The sequence below is a fragment of the Gottfriedia luciferensis genome (assembly GCF_002156865.1).
GTDB classification, from domain to species: domain Bacteria; phylum Bacillota; class Bacilli; order Bacillales; family Bacillaceae_G; genus Gottfriedia; species Gottfriedia luciferensis.
In genome coordinates this window covers 1-26,993 of sequence record NZ_NCTA01000038.1, presented here as the reverse complement: position 1 = coordinate 26,993, position 26,993 = coordinate 1, and the positions used below count along the sequence as shown (strand labels likewise).

The 26,993-nt window shown below is 35.5% G+C and carries 35 protein-coding genes and 2 pseudogenes; 6 read left to right on the top strand and 31 right to left on the bottom strand.

Annotation, left to right across the window (positions count from 1 at the left end; translation table 11 throughout):
• Nucleotides 1-311 precede the first annotated feature (311 nt).
• Entirely contained in the window at nt 312-1,112 is an 801-nt protein-coding gene (gene bacA, locus B7R67_RS18180) for an undecaprenyl-diphosphate phosphatase (RefSeq protein ID WP_088072407.1), read from the top strand.
• Nucleotides 1,113-1,694: 582 nt separating this feature from the next.
• Here the strand turns inward: bacA and B7R67_RS22565 are convergent.
• Nucleotides 1,695-1,784, bottom strand: a pseudogene (locus tag B7R67_RS22565) (hypothetical protein); the annotation flags it as partial.
• Nucleotides 1,785-1,890: 106 nt separating this feature from the next.
• On the opposite strand from B7R67_RS22565, the gene B7R67_RS18175 reads away from it, so the two are divergent.
• On the top strand, nt 1,891-2,934 hold the full coding sequence (locus B7R67_RS18175) for a tyrosine-type recombinase/integrase (protein ID WP_088072406.1): 1,044 nt from the start codon (nt 1,891-1,893) through the stop codon (nt 2,932-2,934).
• Nucleotides 2,935-2,985: 51 nt separating this feature from the next.
• On the opposite strand, the gene B7R67_RS18170 is transcribed toward B7R67_RS18175, so the two are convergent.
• From B7R67_RS18170 to B7R67_RS18090, 18 genes are all read right to left on the bottom strand, one after another.
• Nucleotides 2,986-3,393, bottom strand: a complete 408-nt coding sequence (locus B7R67_RS18170; RefSeq protein ID WP_088072405.1) for a phBC6A51 family helix-turn-helix protein — start codon at nt 3,391-3,393, stop codon at nt 2,986-2,988.
• 11 nt (nt 3,394-3,404) lie between these two features.
• The gene (locus B7R67_RS18165; protein WP_088072404.1) at nt 3,405-3,914 is read right to left on the bottom strand and encodes a hypothetical protein; all 510 of its coding nucleotides are present in this window, start codon (nt 3,912-3,914) and stop codon (nt 3,405-3,407) included.
• 49 nt (nt 3,915-3,963) lie between these two features.
• The gene (locus tag B7R67_RS18160; RefSeq protein WP_088072403.1) at nt 3,964-4,299 is read right to left on the bottom strand and encodes a DUF2577 family protein; all 336 of its coding nucleotides are present in this window, start codon (nt 4,297-4,299) and stop codon (nt 3,964-3,966) included.
• Nucleotides 4,299-5,945 carry a phage tail tape measure protein gene (locus B7R67_RS18155; RefSeq protein ID WP_088072402.1) on the bottom strand — a complete coding sequence of 549 codons (1,647 nt, stop codon included), beginning with the start codon at nt 5,943-5,945 and terminating at the stop codon, nt 4,299-4,301. Before B7R67_RS18155 ends, B7R67_RS18160 begins: the two co-directional genes overlap by 1 nt.
• Nucleotides 5,946-5,951: 6 nt before the next feature.
• Nucleotides 5,952-6,365 (bottom strand): hypothetical protein, encoded by a 414-nt coding sequence (locus B7R67_RS18150; protein WP_088072401.1) that lies wholly within the window; start codon nt 6,363-6,365, stop codon nt 5,952-5,954.
• Between the two features lie 4 nt (nt 6,366-6,369).
• The gene (locus tag B7R67_RS18145; protein ID WP_088072400.1) at nt 6,370-6,714 is read right to left on the bottom strand and encodes a hypothetical protein; all 345 of its coding nucleotides are present in this window, start codon (nt 6,712-6,714) and stop codon (nt 6,370-6,372) included.
• Between the two features lie 35 nt (nt 6,715-6,749).
• Nucleotides 6,750-7,049: an SHOCT domain-containing protein gene (locus B7R67_RS18140; RefSeq protein WP_088072399.1), complete on the bottom strand. Its 300-nt coding sequence runs from the start codon at nt 7,047-7,049 to the stop codon at nt 6,750-6,752.
• Nucleotides 7,049-7,600 carry a hypothetical protein gene (locus B7R67_RS18135; RefSeq protein ID WP_088072398.1) on the bottom strand — a complete coding sequence of 184 codons (552 nt, stop codon included), beginning with the start codon at nt 7,598-7,600 and terminating at the stop codon, nt 7,049-7,051. Before B7R67_RS18135 ends, B7R67_RS18140 begins: the two co-directional genes overlap by 1 nt.
• Nucleotides 7,590-8,015, bottom strand: coding sequence for a hypothetical protein (locus B7R67_RS18130; RefSeq protein ID WP_088072397.1), 426 nt, complete (start codon nt 8,013-8,015; stop codon nt 7,590-7,592). The genes B7R67_RS18135 and B7R67_RS18130 overlap by 11 nt, the downstream gene beginning before the upstream one ends.
• Nucleotides 8,016-8,037: 22 nt before the next feature.
• Complete coding sequence (locus B7R67_RS18125) at nt 8,038-8,442, bottom strand: HNH endonuclease (RefSeq protein WP_142289586.1); 405 nt, start codon at nt 8,440-8,442, stop codon at nt 8,038-8,040.
• A 176-nt stretch (nt 8,443-8,618) separates the two neighbouring features.
• Complete coding sequence (locus tag B7R67_RS18120; RefSeq protein WP_088072395.1) at nt 8,619-8,846, bottom strand: helix-turn-helix domain-containing protein; 228 nt, start codon at nt 8,844-8,846, stop codon at nt 8,619-8,621.
• 84 nt (nt 8,847-8,930) lie between these two features.
• Nucleotides 8,931-9,449, bottom strand: a complete 519-nt coding sequence (locus B7R67_RS18115) for a hypothetical protein (protein ID WP_088072394.1) — start codon at nt 9,447-9,449, stop codon at nt 8,931-8,933.
• A gap of 39 nt (nt 9,450-9,488) precedes the next feature.
• On the bottom strand, nt 9,489-9,647 hold the full coding sequence (locus B7R67_RS22340; RefSeq protein WP_167374922.1) for a DUF5659 domain-containing protein: 159 nt from the start codon (nt 9,645-9,647) through the stop codon (nt 9,489-9,491).
• A 197-nt stretch (nt 9,648-9,844) separates the two neighbouring features.
• The gene (locus B7R67_RS18110; protein WP_088072393.1) at nt 9,845-10,282 is read right to left on the bottom strand and encodes a helix-turn-helix domain-containing protein; all 438 of its coding nucleotides are present in this window, start codon (nt 10,280-10,282) and stop codon (nt 9,845-9,847) included.
• A gap of 12 nt (nt 10,283-10,294) precedes the next feature.
• Nucleotides 10,295-10,504, bottom strand: a complete 210-nt coding sequence (locus B7R67_RS18105; protein ID WP_088072392.1) for a helix-turn-helix domain-containing protein — start codon at nt 10,502-10,504, stop codon at nt 10,295-10,297.
• 511 nt (nt 10,505-11,015) lie between these two features.
• The gene (locus tag B7R67_RS18100; RefSeq protein ID WP_088072391.1) at nt 11,016-11,255 is read right to left on the bottom strand and encodes a hypothetical protein; all 240 of its coding nucleotides are present in this window, start codon (nt 11,253-11,255) and stop codon (nt 11,016-11,018) included.
• Complete coding sequence (locus tag B7R67_RS18095; RefSeq protein ID WP_088072390.1) at nt 11,255-11,503, bottom strand: hypothetical protein; 249 nt, start codon at nt 11,501-11,503, stop codon at nt 11,255-11,257. Before B7R67_RS18095 ends, B7R67_RS18100 begins: the two co-directional genes overlap by 1 nt.
• On the bottom strand, nt 11,500-11,877 hold the full coding sequence (locus B7R67_RS18090; RefSeq protein WP_088072389.1) for a hypothetical protein: 378 nt from the start codon (nt 11,875-11,877) through the stop codon (nt 11,500-11,502). Before B7R67_RS18090 ends, B7R67_RS18095 begins: the two co-directional genes overlap by 4 nt.
• A 150-nt stretch (nt 11,878-12,027) precedes the next feature.
• On the opposite strand from B7R67_RS18090, the gene B7R67_RS18085 reads away from it, so the two are divergent.
• Nucleotides 12,028-12,249 (top strand): helix-turn-helix domain-containing protein, encoded by a 222-nt coding sequence (locus tag B7R67_RS18085; protein WP_088072388.1) that lies wholly within the window; start codon nt 12,028-12,030, stop codon nt 12,247-12,249.
• A 25-nt stretch (nt 12,250-12,274) separates the two neighbouring features.
• Here the strand turns inward: B7R67_RS18085 and B7R67_RS18080 are convergent, their stop codons facing one another.
• Together B7R67_RS18080 and B7R67_RS18075 are read right to left on the bottom strand one after the other, a co-directional pair.
• Nucleotides 12,275-12,874 carry a hypothetical protein gene (locus B7R67_RS18080; protein ID WP_088072387.1) on the bottom strand — a complete coding sequence of 200 codons (600 nt, stop codon included), beginning with the start codon at nt 12,872-12,874 and terminating at the stop codon, nt 12,275-12,277.
• Entirely contained in the window at nt 12,871-14,088 is a 1,218-nt protein-coding gene (locus B7R67_RS18075) for an FtsK/SpoIIIE domain-containing protein (protein ID WP_158095145.1), read from the bottom strand. The genes B7R67_RS18080 and B7R67_RS18075 overlap by 4 nt, the downstream gene beginning before the upstream one ends.
• 329 nt (nt 14,089-14,417) lie before the next feature.
• On the opposite strand from B7R67_RS18075, the gene B7R67_RS18070 reads away from it, so the two are divergent.
• From B7R67_RS18070 to B7R67_RS18060, 3 genes are all read left to right on the top strand, one after another.
• A complete protein-coding gene (locus B7R67_RS18070; protein ID WP_088072385.1) occupies nt 14,418-14,627 on the top strand; it encodes a helix-turn-helix transcriptional regulator in 210 nt (69 codons plus the stop codon).
• 37 nt (nt 14,628-14,664) lie between these two features.
• Nucleotides 14,665-15,381, top strand: coding sequence for a restriction endonuclease (locus B7R67_RS18065; RefSeq protein WP_088072384.1), 717 nt, complete (start codon nt 14,665-14,667; stop codon nt 15,379-15,381).
• Nucleotides 15,382-15,476: 95 nt separating this feature from the next.
• The gene (locus tag B7R67_RS18060) at nt 15,477-15,839 is read left to right on the top strand and encodes a hypothetical protein (RefSeq protein ID WP_235822205.1); all 363 of its coding nucleotides are present in this window, start codon (nt 15,477-15,479) and stop codon (nt 15,837-15,839) included.
• A 406-nt stretch (nt 15,840-16,245) separates the two neighbouring features.
• On the opposite strand, the gene B7R67_RS18055 is transcribed toward B7R67_RS18060, so the two are convergent.
• The 10 genes and pseudogenes from B7R67_RS18055 to dxs form a co-directional block, all read right to left on the bottom strand.
• Nucleotides 16,246-16,821, bottom strand: coding sequence for a recombinase family protein (locus tag B7R67_RS18055; protein WP_088072383.1), 576 nt, complete (start codon nt 16,819-16,821; stop codon nt 16,246-16,248).
• A gap of 289 nt (nt 16,822-17,110) precedes the next feature.
• The gene (locus B7R67_RS18050; protein ID WP_088072382.1) at nt 17,111-17,299 is read right to left on the bottom strand and encodes a hypothetical protein; all 189 of its coding nucleotides are present in this window, start codon (nt 17,297-17,299) and stop codon (nt 17,111-17,113) included.
• A gap of 54 nt (nt 17,300-17,353) precedes the next feature.
• Nucleotides 17,354-17,524 carry a hypothetical protein gene (locus tag B7R67_RS22230; RefSeq protein WP_158095144.1) on the bottom strand — a complete coding sequence of 57 codons (171 nt, stop codon included), beginning with the start codon at nt 17,522-17,524 and terminating at the stop codon, nt 17,354-17,356.
• Nucleotides 17,525-17,537: 13 nt separating this feature from the next.
• Nucleotides 17,538-18,416, bottom strand: a complete 879-nt coding sequence (locus tag B7R67_RS18045) for a tyrosine-type recombinase/integrase (RefSeq protein WP_158095143.1) — start codon at nt 18,414-18,416, stop codon at nt 17,538-17,540.
• 243 nt (nt 18,417-18,659) lie between these two features.
• On the bottom strand, nt 18,660-19,448 hold the full coding sequence (spo0A, locus tag B7R67_RS18040) for a sporulation transcription factor Spo0A (protein WP_088072380.1): 789 nt from the start codon (nt 19,446-19,448) through the stop codon (nt 18,660-18,662).
• A 519-nt stretch (nt 19,449-19,967) separates the two neighbouring features.
• Nucleotides 19,968-21,089: pseudogene (gene spoIVB / locus B7R67_RS18035) on the bottom strand (SpoIVB peptidase); the annotation flags it as partial.
• Nucleotides 21,090-21,377: 288 nt separating this feature from the next.
• Entirely contained in the window at nt 21,378-23,108 is a 1,731-nt protein-coding gene (gene recN / locus B7R67_RS18030) for a DNA repair protein RecN (protein ID WP_088072378.1), read from the bottom strand.
• A gap of 30 nt (nt 23,109-23,138) precedes the next feature.
• On the bottom strand, nt 23,139-23,591 hold the full coding sequence (gene ahrC, locus B7R67_RS18025) for a transcriptional regulator AhrC/ArgR (RefSeq protein ID WP_088072377.1): 453 nt from the start codon (nt 23,589-23,591) through the stop codon (nt 23,139-23,141).
• 416 nt (nt 23,592-24,007) lie between these two features.
• Nucleotides 24,008-24,835, bottom strand: coding sequence for a TlyA family RNA methyltransferase (locus B7R67_RS18020; protein WP_088072376.1), 828 nt, complete (start codon nt 24,833-24,835; stop codon nt 24,008-24,010).
• 15 nt (nt 24,836-24,850) lie between these two features.
• On the bottom strand, nt 24,851-26,731 hold the full coding sequence (gene dxs / locus B7R67_RS18015) for a 1-deoxy-D-xylulose-5-phosphate synthase (protein ID WP_088072375.1): 1,881 nt from the start codon (nt 26,729-26,731) through the stop codon (nt 24,851-24,853).
• Between the last annotated feature and the right edge of the window lie 262 nt (nt 26,732-26,993).

Below are 26,993 nucleotides of genomic sequence, written 5' to 3'. Positions count from 1 at the left end.
CAGGCTTGCCGAGGAGGCTCAGCTCTCGCCCCATGAAAGCGAGCACCCTGGAACGGAAATCATCAACATTCTTTTTTACCAGAGCCATTTAAATAAAATAACTCATTAACTAGCCTTTGATGCTTCTTTTTTTATTTCCAAATCCATCTAAAAAAATTAACTTAATATAAATTATATATACATGTACTGTAAACTTAACAAATATGAGTTATTTTTAATCTAATCAACCTTTCATATTAGTTCGTTTTCAAGTAAAATGATAAGTATTGTGAATAATTCTACTAAGACAAGTATTTTGGAGGTATTTTAAAATGTTACCTGATTGGTTAATTGGATTTATTATGGGTATGGTAGAAGGATTAACAGAATTTTTACCTGTTTCCTCAACTGGCCATATGATTTTAGTTGCTGACTTAATAAACTTTACCGGTGCGAAGGCTTCTGTTTTTGAAGTAGTTGTACAGCTCGGTTCAATATTAGCAGTAGTAGTAGTTTTCTGGAAACGCCTTTGGTCAGTACTAGGTGTTAAATCTGAGGGGTATAGAAAAACAAACCTTAATTTAATTCATATTATAATCGGTGCTATTCCAGCAGGTATTGTAGGTGTAATTTTCCATGATTTTATAAAAGATGTTTTATTTTCACCTAAAACAGTTGTAATTGGATTAATTGCTGGTGGTATTTTACTGATTGTTGCTGAGAAAGTTTCTAAACAGCCTAAATCATCTGATTTAGATCATATTTCTTATAAACAAGCTTTTATTATTGGTTGCTTTCAAATGTTAGCTCTATGGCCTGGATTTTCTCGCTCAGGTTCTACAATCGCTGGGGGATTATTATTTGGTCTAGATCGTAAAACTTCTGCAGAATTTACGTTTATATTAGCTGTTCCAATGATGATTGCTGCAAGTGGTTTAGATTTAGTAAAAAACATTGATATCCTAAGCGCGTCTGACTTACCTTTATTCGCTACAGGATTTATCACAGCTTTTGTAGTAGCTTTACTTGCAATTGTTACTTTCTTAAAACTATTAGAAAAAGTAAAACTAACTGGATTTGCAGTGTACCGTTTTATTGTTGCAATTGTTTTTACAATCGTATTTATCTTTTAATAAAAAAAGGACAACTTCTTGGTTGTTCTTTTTTTATTCATTACTTACTAAATTGAAAAAGGCTATTCGTACAACGTATACGAATAGCCTTCTTTTAATATATGTTAGTTAATTATAATTTAAAATTGTTGTCTATTGGCGAAAGCCCTACCTCTCTTTCGCAATTCGGCTCCAGGGCCGTTCCATTAGGCAGCTTGTTTCACAACAATCTTCACTAACAGACACTACTACCATCTTGAAATAGGTTGAAATAGCTGACGCGTCATGGAATACGTCCAATTTTCTTCCAAATTTCATAGTAATAATATCGTTTTTCTTCTTTAATCAGTGGCGCAGATAATATTATAGCACACTAAAAATAACAATGCAAATCAATCTAGCTTTTATCTCTTAGCTAGTGCCTAAAAGTGAAAAACGTTGCCTAATTAGACAACGCTTTTTAATGACATATAATTGCAATTGCGAAAAATACAGAAGATCTCATTTGAAGTTATTCGCTATAACGGAATGTCGGTGGAATCACTTTTTGAAGATAATCGAATTGTATTCCATTTTTTTGTGGAAATGAGACAAAAAAATTGATTAAGAAGCTTTATGCTCTAATCGTAATTTATCAGCTACCATCGCGATAAATTCTGAATTTGTTGGTTTTGCGAAAGTTGATAAGACGCTATTTAGCACGGTTTCCTTATGCTTATTCCGATAAATTCATCGGCAAATTCATCGGTCTTTATCGCCATATTCACGGCAAATTCATCGGAATTAGGAGGCGAATAAATTGGCGAAAAATCAGACGTCAAATTCACGCAAATTCACTTTTAAGGCACGGACTAAAATTCCGGCTAGGTTCAATCTTGACGAAGGGATCGAGTTATTTTTATCCGCTAAACGGTTGGAAAATAGGACGGAGAAAACTTTAAAAACATACGAGCAGTCTCTATCGCATTTTAGTAAATGGTATTACTTAGAGGAACACCGCGAACTATCTACTGAGACAATCCGAGAATATATCGAATACATGAGTTTCGATAAGGTAAAATGGGATGACCATCCTACGAATAGTTCCGAAGTAAAAGGAATCTCCCCGCGTTCGGTAAATAATATCATTCGGATTCTACGCGTATTCTTTAATTTTTTAGTTAAAGAAAAGCATATATCGGTAAATCCAGCGTCTTCAATTAAGTATCAAGCCGAAACAGAAGATACGTTTCAAATATTTACAGACGACGATGTATTAAAAATGCTATCTGCTCCAAATATAAAGACATATACAGGTTTCAGAGACTACGTAATGATGCTCGTTTTGTGTGATTGCGGAATTAGGGTCGGAGAAATGACGCAGTTAAAGCTACATGATATTGACTTCTCATTACGTCAAATAACTTTACGTGGGGAAATTACTAAGACAAAGCGATCACGCATAGTACCTATTTCCAAAAAAACCGCTACAGAATTAGCTTCACTTGTTAATTACATTAACGTTGAACCAACTGATTACCTCTTTTTAACATCATTTGGGGAGCGTTATATGGCGGATACTTTTGCTAAAATGTTAAAAAAATATGCTTTAAAAGTCGGTGTAAAAGGAGTCCGCGTAAGTCCTCATACATTCAGACATTATTTCGCTGTTAAGTTTTTACGATCAAACGGAGATACTTTTGCATTACAACGTATTCTAGGTCATACGGATATGGCGATGACAGAACGATATGTAAAATATGCTCAAGCTGATATTAAAGAAAAGCACGAAGAAGCTTCGCCTGTTACTAATTTGTTCGAAAAGAACAATATAAAAAAACGTGGTAAAAAGTTGTTCAAATAAAAAAAGGGACGGATTTATAGTCCGTCCAGTTTCTTCTATTATATAAGTTCGTTATTCCTCGATAGATTTCGTTAACTTTTCTAACTCTGCTTGTATTTCGTCATCACTTAAATACGTAGTAACTTGGCGGACTTCAGTCGTTTCTGTCTTCGTTACTTTACGGCCTAATAACGTATAATACAAATCGAGCGCCTTCGTATATCCTTTTTCGACTAGCTCAATGAGCATCTTATCGGCTTTACTTCGGTAAGCTTCGAGATGTTGGTCGGATAATGCGCTTTGATACGCAATAAAATCCGGCTTTCTGCGCCAATCTAATAGAGTTCTACGTGATATACCGACTTCCTGTGCGATTTCCTCTTGCGTTTGCTTACCGCCTTCGAAATCATTTAGCACGATTAGATACGCTGCTTTCGCTTGTTGATCCGTCAATCGCTTCTTATAATCAATTGCTTTCATAATATCTCTCCTTAAATTAAATGTTTAATTTTTTCGTAATGTGCTCTCGCCAATTCTTCATCGTCAAATTGTTCCGGTACTTCTTCGATAAGCAACGGTCCCTTTTCGCACAACTCAATATTTGTATATAAGTCACGCATTAAGTCGCTAGCTTCAGCTTCTTCCGATAGTTGTGCCTTTTCGATTTTATTCAAACAGTCGAGCAGCATTACGCCGGTCAATCCGCTAAGCATTCCTACCGATTCAGTAAGCAGCGTTAAATCATCCGAATATTTATCTCGCAGTTTCTTAACGTCCAAATCGAGAATAGTACCTGATGCCGCTAGTAATGAAGCGTATTTAACGATTAAATTACGTAATGGCCAAACCCGTTCAATTAATAATTCCGTAAGCACCCTCGAAACAAAATGCGGTGGCCTTTCTGCGGGTAGTCCTTTTGCAACTCGATCCTTTTTTAGTTCTTCTAATTCTTCGTTGAGTTTGCGGATGTCTTCTTCTAACTTCTTTAGGTCTAAATCCATTTTTAACCTCCAAATTAAAAGCGCCCCTCTTTAGAAGGACGCCGTAATTTTAATCTTCAAAGCCTACCACGCGATCTAATACAATAAATCGCTGACCGTTGTTATAAGATACGACGACAACTCTATCCTCGACTTTTAATTCATCTTGGAATTCTAACCCAACTACTTCACCGCCACTAATTCGAACCTGGCGTTTATGCTTTGATAAATACTCGCAAATCTCAAAGTCGTCAGATTCTAGATCAAACCTCCATCCGTCTATTCTAAGTTTGAATGGATTAACTGCGGTAATCGTCGCGTAATCTACGTTCATAGAATCGTTTTTCCCGTATATTTGCATTAACCTTATAAATCTTGAAGCTCCATTACCTTCTAATCTTCCCATCAAGCAAACGCCTCCCTTTCGATTAACTTAGCTAATTCGTACGCTATTTGTTTAATATCGGACTCTTGACGAACATGGAACGTATTACCTGATATAGTTATGCCGGATTTACCGCGACCTTTTTTGTATTCGTCGTTTTCTTCAGGCGTCAATACTCTTTCACCGCGATGTAGTCTAGCGTGATATCCGTTGTATGGGACATTAGAAATTCCGCCCGCTTTTGAATGCGATTGACCGCTTTGAATCAACCCATTACCGCCAAACATCTTCGGCATTCCTATACTCGGCATCCTAAAGTTCGAAATTGAAGCCTTAAAGCCGTTCCAATGGGATGTAAGCGATTTGATTGCGGAAACTACCAAACCGATTGGACCTAATAACGCTAAAAATACACCTTTTAACGGTCCTAATTTATTCCATAACTCAACTGTCTTCGCTTTCACTAAATCCCAGTTTCGGTAAAGTAACACGGAAATTCCGACTAATGCAGATATCGCTAATATAATAGCGCCGATTGGATTGGCGTCCATTGCAACATTTAGCGCCCATTGAGCTCCGGTCAGTAATCCGTAAGCTAGCCGTAGTCCATTTACGACACCTATCAAGGTATTAATTATCATTAATCCGAGCACGGCTGACTTAAAAGTTACCATTGCGGCACCGAGAGCGAGTACGACCGATATTGTTCCGGACCAATGACTCGTAATTAAATTAGCTACGCCTTTAACACCGGTTAATATCGCGCTAAATCCTGATTTGATCGGCTCTAATGAATTATTAAAGTCTACGAATTTCTGCTTAATTGTCGGCCAATTACCTTTAATATAAGTCCCGAGCTCGACCGCTTTCGATACGGCGCTAGCAAGAAAATCGCTGCCTTTTTCCTTCAAGAAGTTTAATCCGCCGTTCTGAATCCAGTTATTAATATCGGTCAATGGCCGCTTGAGCTTTTCGAGTGCAGCTCCGGCCATCTTGGCGAGTGCTGTGGTAACATTCGACTGCAATGTCTGCCATTGTGCGGAAGATGAAGTATTAACTTGATTAACGAATTTCTGCGTAAATCCCAGTTGATTTAATACCTTATCTAACGCTTGAATTTTCTCGGTCGCCGTGTCAGCGCCTTTAAACGTAGCTTTTAACGTTGATCGCGGGATATTGAATCGTTCTTGTAACGATACCAGGTCGCCACTAAGAGCCTCTCTGATCGCGAAACTTGCTCCGACCATACCTTCCATCGGATTAGAGCTCGCTAATCGTTCAGTTATTCCGAGCAAACTATTAATTTGCCCTAAATCTTTCGTAATTGGAAGGAACGCTTTACCTGCTCCCATAAAATCGGAATCCGAGAACACCGATTTAAGTCCTTTTTGTTGAAGCATATCGAAAAGCTTATTCGCTTTTTGAGTATCGTTAACAAGCGCAGAAAGTGTTAATTTATCGGTCTCCATTTGCATAGCACCCTGCATACTCGTCTTCAACGTATCTACTGCGAAAGTTGCCGCTTTATAAGTTGCGCCAAGTTTAACGATTTGACTTGTTAAGCTGCTCGAGCTCGTTGCCATTCTTGAAACTGCTCTATTTGCACGCGCCATTCCACTCGTAAATCCATCATCCCTTAATCTTAAAGCAGATGTTAAACTTATCATTTACTTTCACCAACCTTCCCTTCTTAATTCTTTTTTTATTTCGTCTTCTATCCACCGCATCCATTTTGATTTATTAGATTCAGCAGATTTGTCTAGATACTTCTTTTCAACGTTAACTCGAGCTCCGCCAGCATCTAACTCGTGAATATAGTACGCATAATTGAAATTACCACTTTCACCTGCTTCAATCGCAATCGAAGATATTTCTGCTGTTAAATTTATATCATTTCCGGTTATACCTTCAGCTTTTATCCCGCGTCTTAGTGTACCTTTATCGATAGGAGCGATATCTACTGCTTCCTTCTTCCAATCATCAAGCGCATAGTGTAATCCACGTTTAGCACCTTTTGCAGCCGCTTGCGGGGATCGTTTTAATAATAATTGGAGTCTACTTACATCTATTTCGAATTCATTCGCCATAACTCTAATTCAACTCTTCCACTAAAGCGTAAATTAAATCATCGCTTTTTTCGTGTAAATCAACTGAATTACGTAAATGATCCTTTGCTAGAGCCGCATTTCCTGCGTTAACCGCTTTAGCGTATAAAACTACTTCATTAATAAACTGGATATTTAGTTGTGCAATCGACTTAAAGCGTGGATCATCACGCATAGATTCTAGCGATAACTTAAAATCTTCTAATCCTTTTATTAAATTCGTAGGAACTCGTTTCGATTTATCCCCTTTTGTGACGATATAGTTCGCTAAAACACCGAGTTCAAATAAACGCTGACTACGTGCATTGAATTTTGCATCTAATTCGTTCATTAATTTAACCTCCTTTATAAATAAAAAGAGGGCTATTAAGCCCCCTCTAAGTTATCCTCTAAAATAATTTTCTTTTGAGTTTCATACTCATCGTCTGTAATCGTACCTTTTTCTTTTAATGCATCTAGCCTATCTAAAAACAATTTATTTGTATTACTAACATCTTCAGTCAATTGACTATTAAATCTTTGTTTAACTGAAGCATAAGTAACACGAGATTCAAGTGAACCTAATGCCTTAGCAGCCGCAGCGATATTTTTTAAGTCATCTTCAGTAAATTTACTTTCTTCGCTTAATTTTTTCCTCATTTCATTAAGAACAATATGTGAATTCATTATCGAACCTCTCCTTGCTGAATGAATATTTTTTCGGCTTTTTGAACGTTCAATTCGTTTTCTAAACGATTAAGCTTATAATAGTAAAAGCTACTTAAATTACGTTGGCACTTGTTTAGTTCCCATTCGAAATCTTTTATAACACCTTGATATTCTTCTAAAGCTGCAAAATAATCCTTTTTACATTGTTCAATTTTCTTTAACACAGGTTGAAATATCTCTTCGTTATACTTAGGGTAGAAAATCTCATTAAACTCAACTAATACATCGTTAGCAGTAATTTTTTCTGTCGATAATGCCGAAAATACTTCTGTAGCTTTTTTACATCTTTCATATGATTTTTTTGCTTCTTCAATCTTTATTTCTAGTTTATCTAACTCTTCAGTTGCGTCTTTTCCGTTTTCAATTGAACTCATCATACAAATTTCAAATTCTCTTTTAGCAGCTTTTAAATCAGATAATACTTTCTCTTCTTGATCGATTAACTCCTGATGCTTAGCTTGACGATTTTCTCTCTCTTCTAAAAATTGGTCGATAAAATTAAATTTCATATTCAAACATCTCCTCTAAATTTGTAATTTTGTTTTTTAAAACTCGATATATCCAAGCATTAAACTTTGAAGGTTTTCGCTTAGGAATAATCGGTGGAAATTCGTACAATTCTCTAAGTAATGGCAGTTCCTGTTTAACTAGGTCGTCAATTTCCGGCATCTCGTATATATAATGAACTGTAATACCAGGCATTCCTCGGTAATGATGAAGGTACGAAATTATGTCCGAAGCGACTTCGTAGTTATAAAATCCGTGATACTGAACGATAGTCTCTACTCCTTCGAAAAAAATATCTTCCGTTTCAAATGAGCCGCAGATACAATCGCAAAGCTGACCGTCATTCCCAAAAAATATAGCGCAGTAAATTGTAAGCCCTTCAACTTCCCGTTTTGAAACTTTTATATAATGTCGCAACCTTATCACCTCCGTTATTACTTTAACTTCTCAATTCACCCAAAGCATTGAATTCGTTCTCAAAGCGAACTTTCATTTCTTCAACCTCTTCAGCGCTAATATCCCTTGAAATTAATTTCGAAGTAAAATCTCTTACAAATTTACTCCATAATTCATCCGTAAACTTTTCTGAATCTTGATAGAACTCGAAAACGTGCTTACGACCTTTCGCAGAATTACAACTTCTACAACAAACTGTTAATGTTGAGGCTAAATTAATTCCTCCATAAGTGTGATCAATCGTTGCTTGTTGCGTATGTCCTTGCTCACCGTTTAACTCGCAACCGCAATATGAACAATTTCTCTGTTGCAACAACACTTCTATTTCTTCCACCGATATATTGACGGAAGTACTATTTCTATAACCGTATTTGCGAATACGTTCCATAAAGTACGAACCATTTTGACGCCTAGCCTTGCACCTACACGCTTTACAACGTGATGTATATCCGGTAGGAGTCCTTTTATCTACTTCGAACTGATCAATCGGTTTTGTTTCGTTACAATAACGGCATTTTTTCATCGTTTAAACCTCCTTGACAATTATTTGATATTGACATAAAATTAAGATGGATAAGTATTTACAATTTTTTCATAAGCTTTAAAAAAAGCTAAAAGTTCCTCGTTTACCGCAATTCTTTCTGCTAATTTTCCGCGTACTACGTCCGAAATCACTCGTCTATTATTCTCGATCGCTGCTACTGTTGATTCCGAAATACCTAAGTATTCAGCAAAAGCCGCTTGCGACATACCAAGTTTTAACCTCGTCGCTTTAAATGTTTGCACTCTCATTTATAACCCTCCTTTTCCGTACATTTTCCGTAAAAAAATACTGCCCTATCATGGGCTTTCCTATCTATACCTTTTTGTCGCCATTTAAAATTCTAGCTCTCTAGTTTTCTTTTTACGATTACCTTTTCCGTAAAGCGCATTCTTCGAATCTACATAATCCATTAACGCAATACCTGAAGGCTTTTCATATTTCCATCCGATCTTAATCATAGAGTATTCGTTGATCCAAAACGGGTATTCAAGCCACCAAATGTAATCGTCCATAAGCGTATGCTTCTTTTCTTTTGGCTCCGGGTTCAATAACGCCTCTTTTGCGCGTCGTTCGCTTGTATGCAATGATTTAATTTTTGTTCTACATCTGTCCGAGCAAGTTCTTTTGTTATTACGTAAGCTATCATCACGCCACCAATAACTGCAATAGTCGCATTGTTTAACACGATTATCTGTCGGATTATTTAATTCGCCTCTCATTAAGGCCGCGATAATTGGCGCAGCTTCTTCGCGTGTTAACCCTACCGTTAAATGCTTTGCGTACTCAATTGCGCCAGCACCTGGTTCTACGTTTTCAATTTTTATTGTTTTAGCCGTTTTAGTCGTTAACATAATTAATCGCTCCTTAGTCGTTTAATCGGTTGTTTGATACTATTTTCTTAATTCCGCTAATTCAACAATAAGTTCCGGTGTTTCTTCAAATATAAATACTAATTGACCGTTCACCTTTCGGCTTGGTTCAATATCAATTACTTGGAAACCTTTCGATAATAAATGACGCGCTACTCGTAAAGATAATATACATTTCATACCATTACCTCCCTAGTTCAATTATTGAACTACCTTTGTAGTTTTATATTGTTTCTTTTATTTTCGATAAATATATAATTTAATAAGATAATAGATAGCGACAAATTTATTTGGCGCCGTATGTTTATATAAGTAGGTCTAAGTAAGTAAGTATATATAGTGTTCATTAATTGAACTACCTTGGTTCAAAAATTGAACTACACTATTTCAATAATTGAACTACCTTCCTTTTTCTTACCTCCTTTTGGCCTTTTCTTCCCACTAAGTTCCGCGATTTCTTTCTCAAATCTCATCATAAACTCGGCTTCATTTTCGATTGGCTTATTGAACGTGTATATCTTATTACTGAAGTCGCCGCCATTGTTGTGATTAAAGCGATTAATCAATCCTAGTTCTTCTAACGCAACAAGTCCCGCGCTCACTGTACCCTTAGATAACGCCGTCTCCCTGACGATACTGTTCCAAGACGGAAAGGCATAGCCATAATTAGCGTTAAATCTCGATAGCAAATAACGATAAAGTCGCTCGGCAGACGGGTTAAACTTCGGATGCCTTACGTAAAATTGACAGACTGCTTTCGGTAAAGCCGTGAAGCCTAGTTCCGTATCGAAAGGTAATACTTTGTTTTCGCCCATTTTTAATCCTCCTTAATTATTTTCTTCCAAGAACTTGCGGCAGTTTGATACGTATTCAATACCGAAAGTTTCTCGTAATCTTGTATTTACTCTATCGCTAATGTTCTTCTTGTTCTGCTCGATAAAACAGATTAACGGTTTGCTAACTCCTAGTAGGTCTGCCATTTCTTGCTGCGATAATCCTTTCGATTGGCGAATGAACTTCATTAACTTCGAATTCATAGAATCACTCCTAGTATTATTTTGTTTACCCTCAAATAAAAAAATAAGGAAATTGGAGGGCACCCTTATCTACTAATACCTTTGTGTCGCCATTTAAAAATAATTTAACAGAAGAACTAGAAAATATTGAGAAAGTAAACTAAGTTTCTATTTTGGATTTTTGTTTACTCCTTTTAAGGTATCATTGTAATTAAAAGAGCTACGAAAAGTTTAGTAAATTTTTATTTTCGAAATTTATTAAACCTATACCCAATAATACAATTACAACTAAATTTCTGGACGGTATTTCCGAAAATAAAAAGGTCCTATCGATCACGATAGACCTTTGTAAATTCCGTAGATTGTAAATTTACTGGCCGGAATCTTGTGCCGGGATAATACACAACGATTGGTTGCCGCCAATTAACGCTCCATATTACCTCGTGTTCCATTTAGACCGCTTGCTGACGTGTTTACCTACTACACGCCAACATCACGGCTCACCTATTACAATCCTTTCAGTTTGTTTCGGTTAATTTGCGATTAAATTAATAAGGAAATTTTCGTCATCTTGCGGAAAATAATCCGTACTATTATTATCGAGGTCGACAATGTATATATTCGGATCGCTCGTCGCAATTGCTTCATAAATTCCGAAACTATCCTTCGTAACTAGAACGCGATTATTAGGAAGTAATACGCCTTGTTCGTTCTCATGATCAAACTGCTTACCCTCGAATATATACTTTACGGTTACCAATTGGTTCTTCATTAGTTTTTCCCTCCGTTTAAAATAAGATTAACTACAAATTCCTGATTCTCTCCGTTTAAGTTTTCTTCATGCGGATCAATTACGACGAAATCATCGCCTTTTGTTGGATGCGGATGTGCGGTATAAATTTCGATAAGTCCGTATGGGTCAACTACTATTACGGTGTCATTCTCGTATAAAACTCCCATATCCGGATACTCATTACTTACTTCCCCTTGAACATAATGTTCAACCGTTACTCGTCTCATTTTTGAATCCCTCCTAAATATTCGATTGCTTTAATGAATGGGTCGCTTACTATTAATTCCTGATGTTGTTCTATAAAATCGATATCCCACCCGTCAATATAACCGCCAACAGTTTTAATGTACTGATTGTAATTTTCATCATCTATAACAATCTCATCTTTATTGCGGTATAGTTCTTCATCTAAGATGCGGAAGACGAATTCGTCACTATTTCCGTCATATACGTCCAAGATAATATGTGGTGCGATACGGTATACTTCCCTCTTATCGCTCCAAGGATCGCCGTTTGTCTCTTTGCCTTTGTATGTAACCTTTATTTTTTGAAGTGCCATTTCTACGCCCCCTCCATCTTCATAAGAAATCCAATTAAACATTCTTCGACCTCCTGTATTCAATTTTATAAACTTATCTTTAACTTTCTAAAGTTATTATATACTCTTTAAAATATTTAAGTCAACAATTTATTTTACTTTTTTAAAGATATGATATACTAAACTAAAGATAAGTTTAAAAGGAGGTAAGTCATGCTTTCTTATGCACCACTGATATCTACATTACACAAACAGAAAATTTCTAAAACTGAGTTACAAAAATTAATAAATGTTTCTTCTGCTACTATCGCTAAGATTAGTAAAGACGATTATATTTCGATGAAAGTAATTGATGATATTTGCAGGGTTTTAAATTGTAGAGTTGAAGATGTTATTGAATATGTAGTCTCGGATAATAGTAATGAAATTAAATAAAGGACGGCCAATGAGGTCGCCCTTTTTATTTTTGCAATGCGCTAAGTTGAAGTAACTCTTTTGCTGATCTATATTGATAAATTTCGAGGAATGAATCGATTTCGTAATGAGTATCCGAAAATATTGCGATAGCAGGAAAGAAAGGCTCCTTCGGTTGCCAAGGAAACTTACGCCATTCATCGGAGTAGTAGAAATTCTCATATCGTTGAATCTTCGCTTTCATAGTCTTAAGATCATATTTCGTTAATTGTGATTCACAAAAGTACGGACTGTTATTGAAAATCATAAAGGCGTCGGGTTCAACTACTCCCTTTTTACCTAACTTAGGTTCTATATCAAAAGCGCTAATATAGTTCCGTAAGGTTATGAATAGCTGCGCGATACTTTGGAAGTGGGCTATTTTTTGGGAGTTTTCTTTTATCGTCGAAGGATTCGGAAAGTAGATTGCGGGATTATGACGCTTAGATTGTTTAATATGGCCACGGTCACGAAGACGGCGAAGGACCGCGTTGCAATTAGAGATAGGACTCTTTTTATCTTTAAAGAATAGCGTAATTAAGTCGTCACGAGATAAGCACTTAAACCTTTCCAACGTACTTATTATTTCTTGATCGCGGTTTTTCATTTGAATGCACCTCTCCAATCAATGACTTTTGAGTTTCTAACTTTACGAGTCGATACTTTCTTTGTTGATACCTTTTTAGGTGCTTCGACTTCTTCCTGCTTTTCCTCAATTTCCTCTTTAGGTATTTTCAACGGCTCTAACATTGCTTTTACATGTTCACCTTCTAATAAGGGAACCTTTACGTCAATAATCCCCTTCGAAGTTTTAGCTTTCATATGCCCCGAAGTTGTTAACGTTTCACATCCGTCAGTATCTATAATAATGCGGCTGTTTGTTACGTCTTGAACTCTTCCGCCAATTCTAACCGTTAAATGTACTTTAAGCTCACCTTCAAGTATCTTAGCCGAGGGTCTTTGCGTAGATAAGATAACGAACACACCTAGCGCTCGGCCAATCGCAGCAATTTGCTGAAGCATATCGTTAATCATCTTATCGTCAATAAGCGAAAATTCATCTATAAATATCGTAATAAATGGCGGTCTAATTTCCTTTGGTAATTCATTTACATGCGAAACTTCATACTTTTCTAATAAATCACCTCTCGCGCCAAGTTCCTTTTTTATCTCGTTAAAGCACGACTTAACTTTCGATTTTTCATGAGTGACAATCTTAACGTGAGGCATCCGCTTGTAATAGAAAAACTCCGATTTTTTCATATCGAACATATACACTTTTAAATCGTCCGCAGATTTCGCAAGCAAAAGCGTAGTGACAATAGAACGAAGTATTACGGACTTTCCGCTTCCTGTTTCCCCCGCGATTAGTAAGTGCGGTTGATCTACCATATCGTACGATAAACTTCCGGCCCTCGCCGTATGTCCAACGTAAATCGGTAAATTGTATTTCATTATTTCGGTATATATTTTCTCAAAGTCGTACATAATCGTCTCCTTAAACGGATTAAACGACATCACGTAAAGGACAAACGTAGAAGCTGACACGCGTTTTAGTTCGATATTCTGTCCGAAACTCTGCTCGAAAACCCACGATTTTTTAGCCAAGTCTTCCGGATTAAATCCGCGAGGTAAGTCCATAACTGCTTCGAGACAGTTATCGGATAAGCCTATTCGGACAATCGTAGGATAGACGATCATGTCTCCGTATTTATGCGATATTTCACCTAATCGAAAACATTCTTTTATTTCATTTTCAAATTCAGTCCTTAATTTCCACTCTCTATATCTGCTATATAAACTCTTCATATAATCTCTCATAAGATGACTCTCCTTTTTTGTTTTAATTGTTTTAAACCATTTTCCCCTTCTCATCTTCCTTCTGCCCTCTTATTACATAATTTAGAAATATTGATTTCCCAATACTTAAAACCTTAAAAAGTTAGTTATCATTAATTAGTTAGATACTTAGTTAAATAGTTAGTTAACTCATCATTGTCCTTCTATTCTTCTGGTTAACTAGTCGCGACTTAAAATTAATGTATTAAAGTTAACTAGCAGATTTGCATGTACTCTTTAAAATTTTTTATAGGACTTTCTAGCAAGTTGTCTAATTAATACTAATAAGACGAACTATCGGAGGATCAGTTATGAAAGTAAAGACGAGGTTAAAAGTAATAATGGTCGAGCGTGGAATTAGTCAGACGTCTTTATCAAAAAAGCTTGGAATATCGATGGCAGCATTAAATAGCCTGGTTAACGGACGATCATTTCCGCAGCTTCCATTGGCGTTAAAAATTGCCGATGAACTTGGCTTAAAAGTCGAAGATATTTGGATACTTGTTAAAGAAGATGTCTAAAATAGAGGATATTGATATTTAGACAAGTGGTGATTTTTTGGGTAAAAGAAAACGTAGAAGTTATAGCAGAAAAGGATATGGTAATTGGGGAGGCAAGTACACTTTTTACGGAGTATTACTTGTTTTCGGAGTTGTAATTATCTATAACCTATTTATCACGTTTGTACATAATTTAAAAATTGCATTAAGTAAAATTCCTACATGGGGCCTCAAAGAATGGCTCATTTGTATATTTATTGTAGGAGGATTAGCGACACTTTACATCTTAGCTGATCGACAAACTAAACGTCGTTATTTTACAGACCAAGCGTTTAGGCCGTTCAATCCGAAAAAAGGACGAACTATTTTCGAAATTACCGCGGGTTTCTCATCGAGGGATTTCGAGATATTTGTTGCGGACCTATATAGGTACTCCGGTTATCATACTGAAGTAACCCCGCAGTCGAACGATAACGGTAAGGACATAATATTAACGAAGAATAAAGAGATCACATACGTAGAATGTAAGATGTACTCGGAAGGTAATAATATCGGAAGACCTCCGTTACAAAAGTTACACGGAGCGATGTCAAAAGATAAAATTGAGCGCGGACTATTCATTACTACTTCCGCATTTACAAAGACCGCTCAGGATTACGTTAGAGGTACCGGAATTGAACTTGTCGATGGATACGATTTAGTTAAATTAATCGGAAAGGTTCGGCCGGAGCTGATTTACGAAGATATTGTACCGGAAACTGAGCCGATATTATGAGCGTCCAATAAGGGCGCTTTTTTCTTTATAAAGGATAATTATCGGACTAGTCGAATAAGGTAATTATGTAAATGGAAAATATTAGGAGGATTATAATGAGACGATTGATTAAAATTATCCTATTAGGAACGGCGATCGCTACCGGATTAATTTTCGCTAGTGGCTGCTCAGCTACAATAACGACCGATGCTCCGGCTAAAGAAAAGTCCGGTAAATCCGTTGTTATAACGAAGGCAGAGTTCGATAAGATTCAAAACGGTATGACATCGAAGCAAGTATTCGATATTATTGGCGGTAAAGGCGAGGTTATGAGCGAAGCTGGCGAGAAAGATAAGCCTGGATATACGATTATGTATATGTATAAAGGAAAAGGAGCCGCAGGAGTTGCGGGAGCTAACGCTAACTTTACGTTCCAAGACGGTAAGCTAATGGCGAAAGCACAGGTCGGATTAAAATAGCAGCCATATATCATCAGCCTGTTGAATTTGGGTTCTTGATTTTTTGAGATATTAAAATATCCATGAATATTATAAATAAAAGTAAAGCAAACCCGAATATTGCTAACTGTAAGTTTTTTTGCGTGTAACTCAGAAACATACAAAATATCACAATTGGTAACACTGCTAATGTATTCCAAAACCATTTCATTAGATTATGACCACCTTTGTACATTTTTTTATTTATTTGCATTTATGATATTACGTATACATTTGGCCCAACGGAGTTTATCTTCGAGGGCTTTTCTTATTCTTTTAACTTTACATTTGTAAAGCCCCTAAGTTTAATTTATTTCGCAGATTTTTAATTGACCAGGAAACGACTATTCGAGGTATTGGGTTGGGGCAACGAAAAAAAGCCGGCTCATTAACGAGTCAGCCCTCTTTCTTTTATATGGCGATACAATACCGACTTACTCACGCCAGTACCGTCTTCAATCTCGCCTATTGTTTTCTCCCCCGCTTGCCATAACTCTATCGCTTGCTCAATCCGCTTCTTACTCATACCCGGACGTCCAAACTTAACGCCGTTATTCTTCGCTAACTCTCGGCCTGCTGCGGTCCGTTCGAGTATAAACGTACGCTCCATCTCTCCGAATAATCCTAGCATAGTTATTAGAGCTTTCGTCATAATATCGTTACTCCTACGCGTGTCTATTCCTTCCGATATCGATACGAAATGAACTCCGTTAGCTAATAATTCCTCATATATACTGACTACATCGGAAATACTGCGCCCTAAACGATCCAGCTTATAAACGATTATTACATCGCCTTCTTTTACTGTTTTCAGTAATTCCGTTAATTGTGGCCTAGTTTTCGCTGACTTACCGCTTAGTTTCTCGCTAAATAACACCTCAATACCCGCCGACTCTAACGCGTTAATTTGTACGGTTAAATCCTGTTCTAACGTACTTACCCTTGCGTACCCATATACCGCCATACTATCGTCCCCTTCCCATTCTAATTATAGTCTATCACACTTTAGGGAATAAGTTTAGGGAATCGTTCGACATTGATTTTATGGTCCGACGACTTTCTTGCTCCGGCATAATCCCACCTTCCCTTTAATCGAGAGTTTAGGGAAAGTTTCAGCAACCCCGAGTTTTAACAGATAGGCGTCCGCTAGGAGCTTCGTGCTAGTCAAATGACAAGTGAAATATAGCCCCGTAGTTCTTATATTTGCGAAGTTTTGCGAATAAAAAACGCTCCGTTAAGAGCGCTTTTAAACATTATTTAAATATCATCTTACCGCCTACTTGTTCAATAAAAAGAGTTTCTAGATCTTTGTAACAATCAGTAGTTGTATAATTTACTCCATTTACACTGCTTATTCTATAGAATACATTCGCAAGTAGATTCTTAGCATAGCCTTCACTCATATTTTCAATTACTGAATTAATTTCGTCTTTTGTATTCATCCGAACACCTCCCACGTATTAATTCGCTATAAATTCGATTATTTCCTTCTTAGGTTAAGTTTTATACGTTACCTCGACGATATCTTCCGGTGAAATCGTATCTTCTAAGTAATCTCCATCAACCTCATATTCGACTATGTAACATTGCGGATTATCTACACACATTAAAATAACGGCTTTTCTTCCGTCCTTTAATCGAACGACTGAATGTTCGTTAATTCCCATCGTTAATCCCTCCTTAGAAATACTTACGTAATTCATTTGCTACTTCCTCTTTTTCCACACCTAAATACTTGGTTGTTACCGCTAGATCACTATGCCCTAACGCCTTCGAAATAAGCACTATATCGGCTCCCATTTTACGTAATCGTACTGCAAATCCTCTTCGTAATGCGTGTGGATTAATATTTGTAAGCCCGAACTCCTTAGTGTATTTGGTTAAACGCTTTTGTATAGCGTTATTTGTTCCCTTTATTACACATTGACCTTTACTGGTTATAATAACATAGCCGTTAGATTCTCGGTGTTCTCTTCGTATCTCTCGATTTCGATTTATGAGTTTTCTTAAAAGTCTGGCGGCATAATCATCGAATGGTAGTATTAATTCTTGACGATTCTTTAAGATGTCGCCACTTATTCGCAAGAGTAAATTATTTAAATCGATATGCTTTTCTTCGAGAAGCGATAATGTACGTATTCTTAGTCCGCATTGATACATTAACATTATGGCGACTGTATCACGTAGTCCTATGAAATCTGATATATCTATTTTCGCTATTAGAGAATTTACATCTTGTTCGGAAGCTCCGATTTTAACTACGTTATCTATTCGTATATTAACTTTGCTCCAAAATTTAATACTATACCAGCCGTTATCATAGCAACGACTTAAAAACGCCTTGAGGCACTTTAAACGCGTTAGTTTCGTTTGACTACTTACGTTCATAGTGTCGAGCCAATTCAGAATATACTCATTAGAAATGTCCGTTAAGTAGATAAGGTCCATTTTATCGGCAAATTGATTTACGTATAAAAAATAATCATTTAAAGTACGTTCTCTATAACCCATTATCTTCATTTGATGAATTACTTTTCCTAACGCTGTACGGATAAGCATATTTCTCCTCCTATTATTATTTTCGTAAATCCTTCGTAAAATTCGTTTATCCCTAAAAATAACAAAAACGCCGCCCATATGGACAACGTTTTTTGCGTATTGTATAATGTCTATGCGATAAATACCGAGGACTTTACGTAAGAAGTTAGTCGCTATAATGAGAGAAAATTCATTGGAATTATCGGCTAAAATTTATCGGAATTAAACGGCATATTCCCGTTCAAATTCCCGTCAAATCAACGTTCAGCTAGCTTTATGCTCTAATCGTAATTTATCAGCTACCATCGCGATAAATTCTGAATTTGTTGGTTTTGCCTTAGACATAGAAATCGTGTAACCAAATAATGTAGAAATGCTATCAATATTGCCACGGCTCCACGCTACTTCAATCGCATGTCTAATTGCACGCTCAACTCGGCTAGCTGTTGTATTAAACTTCTTAGCGATATCTGGATATAAAACCTTAGTTATTGAACCTAACAGTTCAATATCATTGTATACCATTGAAATCGCTTCACGTAAATACATATAGCCTTTAATATGTGCAGGCACACCAATTTCATGAATGATACTTGTGATACTCGCATCTAAATTACGTGGTTTGCTTTCGTAATTTGAAACTAAAGATGGAGCGTTACGTTTTGTAACAGCACTTCCTTTTCCAACTACTTGACGGATATTACTAATTAAATGTTCCATATCAAATGGTTTTAATATAAAATATGATGCCCCAAGATCTACCGCTTTTTTCGTAACGTCTTCTTGGCCAAATGCAGTTAGCATAATTACATTTGGAATTTTTTCAACTAAGCCAGCACGTAAGCGATCTAAAACTGCCAATCCATCTAAATGAGGCATAATAATATCTAACACTAGTACATCAGGCTTTTTATCCTTCACTAGAGGCAAGCAATCTTGTCCATTAAATGCAACACCAACAACTTCCATATCTGATTGTGCGTTAATGTAGTTTTCTAACATGATAACAAGTTCTTTATTATCGTCAACTAACAATACCTTTATTTTCTCCACGCCCGTTCCTCCCTACATCCTCTATAGTGAATTTCTCATTATCGATAATTTCGACAATAAAAATCTATTTCCTGTTTTTATTATAAATTCTGAATATTTTTATTAATATAGATAGTTTTCTTCATTTTCTTCTAGCATTCGACGATTGAAATAAAAACTACTATGTATTAAGTCGAATAATATCTATTTCATTATATAAAAAATGAAATAGTATGTAAATTTATAATTTTTAATAAAAATTTACATTAGGTTAAAATTAAGAGCAGGAATTAGGAAAGACAGGATTTACAAGAAAGAAAAAGATATTAAAAAATTCCATAGAAATTCAAGTTTTCTCAATGCATTTCCATCCTTTATGCTTTCCTGCCCTTCATTGCTCTTTCCAGCCTTCCCTGCGTTCCCCGATCTTCCTGCCCCTTTTTGGCCCTTCCTGCCCTTCTACGCTACCTGCCCCTAAAAAATACACCTATCTAAATTCGATAGGTGTATTTGGTATAAAATTTAATTAAACTTTTTATTTTAAGAAGCTTTATTTTCTTGATAATCATAAATCGGTACTTTAGCCTCATCTAACATCCATTCAATATGAACTCCGTACCCACTTGTCGAATCATTTACGAAAACATGTGTGACTGCTCCGATTAATTTACCATTTTGAATAATTGGCGATCCGCTCATTCCTTGAACAATACCGCCAGTTTCTTTCAGTAAACGCTTATCTGTTACTTTTATGATGATTCCTTTTGTAGAAGGAAATTTCTGTTGAATACTACTCACTATCTGTATATCAAATGCTTCTACTTTATTATCATGAATAACTGTAAGTATTTTAGCTGGTCCTTTTTTAACTTCGTTCGATAATGCAATTGGCAATGGTTCTGACATAATTCCATTGTCTATTTTATAGTTCACTTTACCAAATATCCCAAATGGACTATTAGATGTAATATTTCCTATTGTTCCTCGATCTAAAGCAAAATGAGCTATCTTTTCTCCTGGCGAACCATCTGCACCTTTTTCAATTGATGTAACCGTTGAATAGACGATATGTCCATCTTCTACTTCAATTGCTTTTCTAGTATCACTATCTGAAATAACATGACCTAGTGCACCATACTTTAATGAATTTGGTTCAATAAAAGTCATTGTCCCAATTCCAGAAGCTGAATCTCTTATATATAAGCCTATTCGATAACTATTTTGACCTTGATCTCGAATGGGTTGAAGCATTTTTGTATAATACTTTCCTTCACGCTTTACAGTGATTTTTATTGGTTTTCCATTTTTTCCTGCTCTTTGAATAAACGGCAATACATCTGACATTTTTTCAATTTGTTTACCATTCATTTTTATGATCATATCTCCAACCTTAATACCTGCAATTTCTCCTGGAGATTTTTGTCCTGAAGTTGTATTTACTAAATGATGTCCAACGACTAAGACGCCTACAGAGTTAAGCTTAACTCCGATTGATTGCCCCCCTGGTATGATCCTTAAATTGTTTAATACTTTAACATCTACCTTTTTACTAGGTAATTCATTCATACCAAGTGCTACATTAACAATTTCACTCTGTTTATGATCAATGGTAGATGAAAACACATTATTTTGATTTATATTAAACACGCCAATACCAACTATAAATAAAAGGAGAAGAAATTTTATTATTCGTTGAACATTTAAATTTTTCACAAGCGAATCACTCTCCTTAGTGCCAAATTCATTTTTTTATTTCGTGGCTATGTAGTTAATGTTAGCTTCATAAAAGCAAAATATGATTGTAAAAATATGATAGATACTTAAACGTATAATGTTGTCTTAGTATGTTTCATTTATCATTTTCCAATTACTAATTTATCAATAATTCCCATAAAAAAAAGAGAATATTTAATGGATAGATTTTATCCATTAAACATCCTCTTTTTATTGTCAGTGAGATTGATATTTCGCAGAAGCTGCTTGTTCAATTAATTCCTTAGCGTGCTGAACAGTAACATCTGTAATTTCAACTCCAGCAATCATTCTGGCGATTTCATTTATTTTTTGTTCATTTTTTAATGGCGTAACAGAAGTCTTCGTTCGATTTCCATCTATTACTTTTGCAATGAATAAATGTGTATCTGCCATTGAAGCAACCTGCGGCAAGTGAGTAATACATAGGACTTGTGAATCAATCGATACCTTGTGTATTTTCTCTGCTATTGCTTGTGCTACCCTTCCGCTAACACCAGTATCAACCTCGTCAAAGATAATTGAAGTAATCCCTTGATGTTTTGTGAATATACTTTTTAACGCAAGGAACATTCTTGAAAGTTCTCCTCCTGATGCAACCTTCGCTAAAGGCTTTAATGGTTCACCCGGATTTGTTGAAATATAAAATTCGACTAAATCAAAACCATCTTTTTTAAATTTCACAAATTTATCAGCCATCAATGGATCTGATTCTGTACCTTCTTCAACTGAGAACATGATTTCAAATGTAGTCTTATCCATATAAAGTTCTTTCAGTTCTTTATGAATGTCTGCAGTCAATTTTAACGCTAGTTCTTTTCGCTTATCTGAAAGAGATTTTCCAGCTTCAATTAGTTTTCTTGTAACATTTTCTAATTCTTTTTCTAACTTTTCAATATGCATATCCTTATGCTGAATCGTATCTAACTCTTTTTCAATACCTTCAGCATATTTTAAAATATCAGCCACACTATGCCCATACTTCTTTTTTAGCATCGATATTTCACTTAGACGTGTTTCAATTTCATTTAGTCTATTTGGATCATATTCCATTTGTTCAATCGAATCACGTAATCGATATGATATATCTTCAAGTAAGTAATAACTACTACTTATCCCTTCATGCATTTCTTTTATATCCGTATCGATATTCGTTACAGATTCTAAAGAATACATACTACTTCGAACAGAATCTAAACCTGAGCCATCTTGCGATAAACTTTGGTAAGCTTCAACTAGCGATTTATATATTCGTTCAAAATTTGAAATTTTTAGCCTTTCTTCCATCAACTGCTCATCTTCGTTTTCTTTTAAATTCGCACTTTGAATTTCAGTTAACTGAAACTGAATTAAATCTAATCGGTGTGCCATTTGTTGTTCATTCTCAGTCAATTGCTTTAACTGTTTTTTTAAAGATGTATAGTTGTTAAAAATATCTTGATATGCTGCATATAGTGGAATTATCGCTTTTTCATCATACTGCTGTAGCATCGATAAATGATGTTCTTGATCCATTAAATCTTGACTCTCATGTTGTCCATGAATATCAACTAATAGCCCGCCAACTTCCTTTAAAATAGAAGTTGTCACTAATTTGCCGTTTATACGACATATACTTTTTCCAGATGCAGTTATATCTCTTTTTAAAATGATCATCTCATCTTCAATTTCAAAACCCAATTCCCTGCACTTAGAATAAATTAGATGATTTTCATTTTCGATATGAAATAAGCCCTCAATTTCTGCTTTTTCAGTATCATATCTTACGAATTCTGCAGAACCACGACCACCAAGCAGTAGACCAATAGCATCGATAATAATTGACTTACCGGCACCAGTTTCACCACTTAGTACAGTTAATCCTTTTTCAAAGGAAATAGAAACTTCCTCAATGATTGCAAAATTTTTAATGATAATTTCAGATAACAATGAGTTTCTCTCCTCTATAAAACCATTCTCCTATTGAAGCATGTCAATAAATTTTTCTTTTAAATTCTCTGAATCTTCGGGTGTACGACATATAATTAAGATTGTATCGTCTCCACATATAGTCCCCATTATCTCTGTCCAATCTAAATGATCAATTAATGCACCAACAGCATTGGCATTACCTGGCAATGTCTTCATTACAATTAGATGGCTTGAACTATCTATTTTTATAAACGAATCAATTAAAAGCCTTTTTAATTTTTGTAAAGGGTTAAATCGTTGATCTGCAGGTAAACTGTACTTATATCGACCATCTGATAACGGAACCTTTACTAAATGTAGCTCTTTTATATCACGTGAAATCGTTGCTTGTGTAACTTTAAAACCTAGATCTCGTAAAGATTGAACTAATTCATCTTGTGTTTCGACTTCATTTTTTGCGATTATCTCTCGTATTTTTATATGACGCTGACCTTTATTCATAATACACCTCTTTGCAAATTCCGACAAATATCTTACTTATTTAACATTATCTTAACTAATCTACTAAATATTGTATACATTTTTTTAACCGTTTTCACAAATTGCATTTTTGCGTATAATTTTTGCTAATATTTTTTGTTTCATTCAAATGATGCCCTAAAAATGAAATTTATTGTTTTTCTCTAAAAAATACTCATATTAATTGGGCAAGTGTATTCAATAATGAAAAAGGAAACCTGTTTGGTTTCCTTTTAATGTATATCAAAGTCCCATAAATTGAAAACGCTTGTCATTCGAGGCGCCAAGGCTGACGAGGAGCTAAGTTACCAAAACGGCAATGTGCACCACAGTCAGACGAAGCAACGAAGAAAACGAGCGTTTTTCAACAGTTTGAAAGGAAACCTATCTGGTTTCCTTTACTTAACTTTCTTTAATTCATTATGTGCTTCATTTACAATTTCCATTGGTGTCTGATTTAATTCGTTATTTCCAATTTCCTTTGAACCTTCCCAATGAAGATGAATTAAAAATTCAATATTCCCGTCTCCACCTGTAATTGGAGAAAAAGTTAAAGCTTTTACATCATATCCTTGACGAAGTGCAAAATCAATCATCATCTCAATCACTTGTTCATGTACTTTTGCATCTCGGACAATCCCTTTTTTACCAACTTGCTCTCGACCAGCTTCAAATTGTGGCTTAATTAGGGCAACAACATCACTAGATGGTACTAATAAGGTTTTTAGTACCGGTAAAATTAAGCGTAATGAGATAAAAGACACATCGATTGAAGCAAACTGGGGTAATCCTTCAATTAAATCTTCTGGTTTAACATAACGGAAATTAGTACGTTCCATGACGATAACACGATCATCTTGTCTTAATTTCCATGCAAGTTGATTATAACCGACATCAAGTGCATACGATTTTTTCGCTCCATTTTGTAATGCACAGTCAGTAAATCCACCAGTTGAAGAGCCAATATCAATCATAATTTTATCTTCTACCGATACATCAAATGTGTTTAAAGCCTTTTCTAGTTTGTACCCGCCTCGACTAACATATGGCATTACTTCCCCTTTTATTTGTAAAGGTTGTTCTACATCAATCTTCTCGCCTGGTTTATCTAGTCGCTGCTCATTCGTATAGACAAGTCCTGCCATAATTGCTCGTTTTGCTTTTTCGCGTGTTTCAATTAGTCCACGCTCTACTAACAGTACGTCTACTCGTTCCTTCTTTGCCATTTATACGTCATCCTCTTATTTATTACAAACCATTTCTCGGATTTTCTTAACAGATTCATCTTTCGTCAAGTGAATTTCATCAAGTAATTTATCAACATCTCCATGTTCAACAAATAAATCCGGAATCCCGATTCGTTCAACGCGTACGTTTTGATAGTTATTAATGCTCGCAAATTCTAATACTGCGCTTCCAAAGCCACCTTGTAACACTGCTTCTTCGATTGTTAAGATTGGCTTACCATCTTTGAAAATATCATTTAACATCGCAGTATCCATAGGTTTAATAAATCTTGCATTAATTACTTTTACAGATATATTTTCCTTTTCTAACTCTTCAGCAGCATCCATAGCCATTTTAATTGTTGTTCCAAAAGTTAGGATTACTGCATCTGTACCTTCTTTTAGTACTTCCCATGACCCGATTGGAATTTCTTTTAATTGCTCATCCATCGGAACACCTAAACCATTCCCCCTAGGGAAACGTAGCGCAATAGGACCATCATCGTATTTTATCGCAGTATTGACCATGTGTTGCCCTTCATTTTCATCTTTAGGCATCATTAATACTAGGTTTGGGATATGTCTTAAAAATGCGATATCAAACACACCTTGGTGTGTTTCACCATCTGCACCAACAAGTCCAGCACGGTCTATACCAATAAATACATTTAAATTTTGTCTACAAATATCATGTAAAACTTGATCATATGCTCTTTGTAGGAATGTTGAATAAATTGCTAAAAATGGTTTCATTCCTTGCGTTGCTAAGCCAGCTGCTACAGTTGCTGCATGTTGTTCTGCGATTCCAACATCAAAAATTCGATCAGGTAATTGAGCTTGGAAATTTTCAAGCTTTGATCCAACAGGCATCGCTGGTGTAATTGCTACAATACGTTCATCATTTAAAGCTAATTTTAATACCGTATCACTTACAAGCTTACTCCAAGCAGGAGGCGCTTTATCAGGTTTAATCAGCTTACCTGATTCAACTTTGTAAGGTCCTGTTCCATGCCAAGTTCCAATATCATCACTTTCGGCTGGTTTATAACCTTTTCCTTTTTTAGTTAAAACATGCACGATTACAGGACCTTTTGTTTTCTTTGCATATTCAAGTGATTCAAATAAATCTTCAAAATTATGTCCATCTACTGGACCAAAATAAGTAAAGCCCATTTCTTCAAAGAACATTCCTTGTGTAACTAAATACTTAAGGCTATCTTTTAATTTTTTTGATGTACTTGATAACTTATCGCCAATACCAGGGATTTTTTTGATTACACCTTCTAGTTCACCTTTAGCCCAACGATATTTCCCAGTTGTTCTAAGTCTTCCTAAAATACTATGTAATGCACCTACGTTCGGAGCGATTGACATTTCATTATCATTTAAAATAACAATTACATCTTTTTGCTCATGTCCAATATGGTTCATCGCTTCAAGTGCCATTCCACCTGTTAATGCACCATCGCCGATTATAGGAACAATAAACTCGCCCGTCTTTTTAATATCTCTAGCGATAGCCATCCCCATCGCTGCTGATAATGAAGTCGAACTATGCCCAGTCTCCCATACATCGTGTTCACTCTCAATTCGCTTTGGAAAACCACATAATCCTTTAAATTGTCTAAGTGTTGTAAAATCCTTCGCTCGACCTGTTAAAATTTTATGTACATATGATTGATGACCTACGTCCCATAAAAACTTATCTTTTGGTGAATCAAAGACTTTATGTAAAGCAATTGTTAATTCAACAACTCCTAAATTCGGAGCGATATGTCCACCAGTTTCAGAAAGCTGTTGAATTAAAAATTTACGAATTTCCTCACTTAAAACTTCTAATTCTCCGATCGATTTATTTTTTAAAAAACTTGGATTATCAATTGTCGTAAGATCCATCTTGGATCACTCACCTTCCTAGATGTTAAATCTATTTAAATAATTCATTAATATGTAAATTTATCTTTAAAATGATTTTACCATACTTGTTGTTAAACGCTAACTTTCTAAAGTAACTTACTCTTAACACCATGTATCATAATACCATTTTTATTAAAATCTGTTTAATGTTTTTTTTATTTTTTAACTCTGTAAAAAAAAGTTATTGATTTCCGTTACAGGATGCTCGCTTTCCGTGGGGCGTGAGCTGAGCCTCCTCGGC

Bases quoted from the DNA above. Each gene is read 5' to 3' on its own strand.
- B7R67_RS18145 (WP_088072400.1), bottom strand. From the start codon at position 6,714: ATGAACGAATTAGATGCAAAATTCAATGCACGTAGTCAGCGTTTATTT.
- B7R67_RS18160 (WP_088072403.1), bottom strand. From the start codon at position 4,299: ATGGGAAGATTAGAAGGTAATGGAGCTTCAAGATTTATAAGGTTAATG.
- B7R67_RS18080 (WP_088072387.1), bottom strand. From the start codon at position 12,874: ATGAAAAACCGCGATCAAGAAATAATAAGTACGTTGGAAAGGTTTAAG.
- B7R67_RS22340 (WP_167374922.1), bottom strand. From the start codon at position 9,647: ATGAAATGTATATTATCTTTACGAGTAGCGCGTCATTTATTATCGAAA.
- B7R67_RS18055 (WP_088072383.1), bottom strand. From the start codon at position 16,821: ATGGCGGTATATGGGTACGCAAGGGTAAGTACGTTAGAACAGGATTTA.
- B7R67_RS18045 (WP_158095143.1), bottom strand. From the start codon at position 18,416: ATGCTTATCCGTACAGCGTTAGGAAAAGTAATTCATCAAATGAAGATA.
- B7R67_RS18170 (WP_088072405.1), bottom strand. From the start codon at position 3,393: ATGAAAGCAATTGATTATAAGAAGCGATTGACGGATCAACAAGCGAAA.
- ahrC (WP_088072377.1), bottom strand. From the start codon at position 23,591: ATGAATAAAGGTCAGCGTCATATAAAAATACGAGAGATAATCGCAAAA.
- B7R67_RS18140 (WP_088072399.1), bottom strand. From the start codon at position 7,049: ATGAATTCACATATTGTTCTTAATGAAATGAGGAAAAAATTAAGCGAA.
- B7R67_RS18155 (WP_088072402.1), bottom strand. From the start codon at position 5,945: ATGATAAGTTTAACATCTGCTTTAAGATTAAGGGATGATGGATTTACG.
- B7R67_RS18115 (WP_088072394.1), bottom strand. From the start codon at position 9,449: ATGTTAACGACTAAAACGGCTAAAACAATAAAAATTGAAAACGTAGAA.
- B7R67_RS18105 (WP_088072392.1), bottom strand. From the start codon at position 10,504: ATGAATTCGAAGTTAATGAAGTTCATTCGCCAATCGAAAGGATTATCG.
- bacA (WP_088072407.1), top strand. From the start codon at position 312: ATGTTACCTGATTGGTTAATTGGATTTATTATGGGTATGGTAGAAGGA.
- B7R67_RS18070 (WP_088072385.1), top strand. From the start codon at position 14,418: ATGAAAGTAAAGACGAGGTTAAAAGTAATAATGGTCGAGCGTGGAATT.
- B7R67_RS18060 (WP_235822205.1), top strand. From the start codon at position 15,477: ATGAGACGATTGATTAAAATTATCCTATTAGGAACGGCGATCGCTACC.
- B7R67_RS18165 (WP_088072404.1), bottom strand. From the start codon at position 3,914: ATGGATTTAGACCTAAAGAAGTTAGAAGAAGACATCCGCAAACTCAAC.
- B7R67_RS18095 (WP_088072390.1), bottom strand. From the start codon at position 11,503: ATGAGACGAGTAACGGTTGAACATTATGTTCAAGGGGAAGTAAGTAAT.
- B7R67_RS18120 (WP_088072395.1), bottom strand. From the start codon at position 8,846: ATGAGAGTGCAAACATTTAAAGCGACGAGGTTAAAACTTGGTATGTCG.
- B7R67_RS18110 (WP_088072393.1), bottom strand. From the start codon at position 10,282: ATGGGCGAAAACAAAGTATTACCTTTCGATACGGAACTAGGCTTCACG.
- B7R67_RS18090 (WP_088072389.1), bottom strand. From the start codon at position 11,877: ATGTTTAATTGGATTTCTTATGAAGATGGAGGGGGCGTAGAAATGGCA.
- B7R67_RS22230 (WP_158095144.1), bottom strand. From the start codon at position 17,524: ATGGGAATTAACGAACATTCAGTCGTTCGATTAAAGGACGGAAGAAAA.
- dxs (WP_088072375.1), bottom strand. From the start codon at position 26,731: ATGGATCTTACGACAATTGATAATCCAAGTTTTTTAAAAAATAAATCG.
- B7R67_RS18125 (WP_142289586.1), bottom strand. From the start codon at position 8,442: ATGGAACGTATTCGCAAATACGGTTATAGAAATAGTACTTCCGTCAAT.
- B7R67_RS18100 (WP_088072391.1), bottom strand. From the start codon at position 11,255: ATGAAGAACCAATTGGTAACCGTAAAGTATATATTCGAGGGTAAGCAG.
- B7R67_RS18075 (WP_158095145.1), bottom strand. From the start codon at position 14,088: ATGAGAGATTATATGAAGAGTTTATATAGCAGATATAGAGAGTGGAAA.
- B7R67_RS18150 (WP_088072401.1), bottom strand. From the start codon at position 6,365: ATGGCGAATGAATTCGAAATAGATGTAAGTAGACTCCAATTATTATTA.
- B7R67_RS18085 (WP_088072388.1), top strand. From the start codon at position 12,028: ATGCTTTCTTATGCACCACTGATATCTACATTACACAAACAGAAAATT.
- B7R67_RS18050 (WP_088072382.1), bottom strand. From the start codon at position 17,299: ATGAATACAAAAGACGAAATTAATTCAGTAATTGAAAATATGAGTGAA.
- B7R67_RS18020 (WP_088072376.1), bottom strand. From the start codon at position 24,835: ATGGCAAAGAAGGAACGAGTAGACGTACTGTTAGTAGAGCGTGGACTA.
- B7R67_RS18135 (WP_088072398.1), bottom strand. From the start codon at position 7,600: ATGAAATTTAATTTTATCGACCAATTTTTAGAAGAGAGAGAAAATCGT.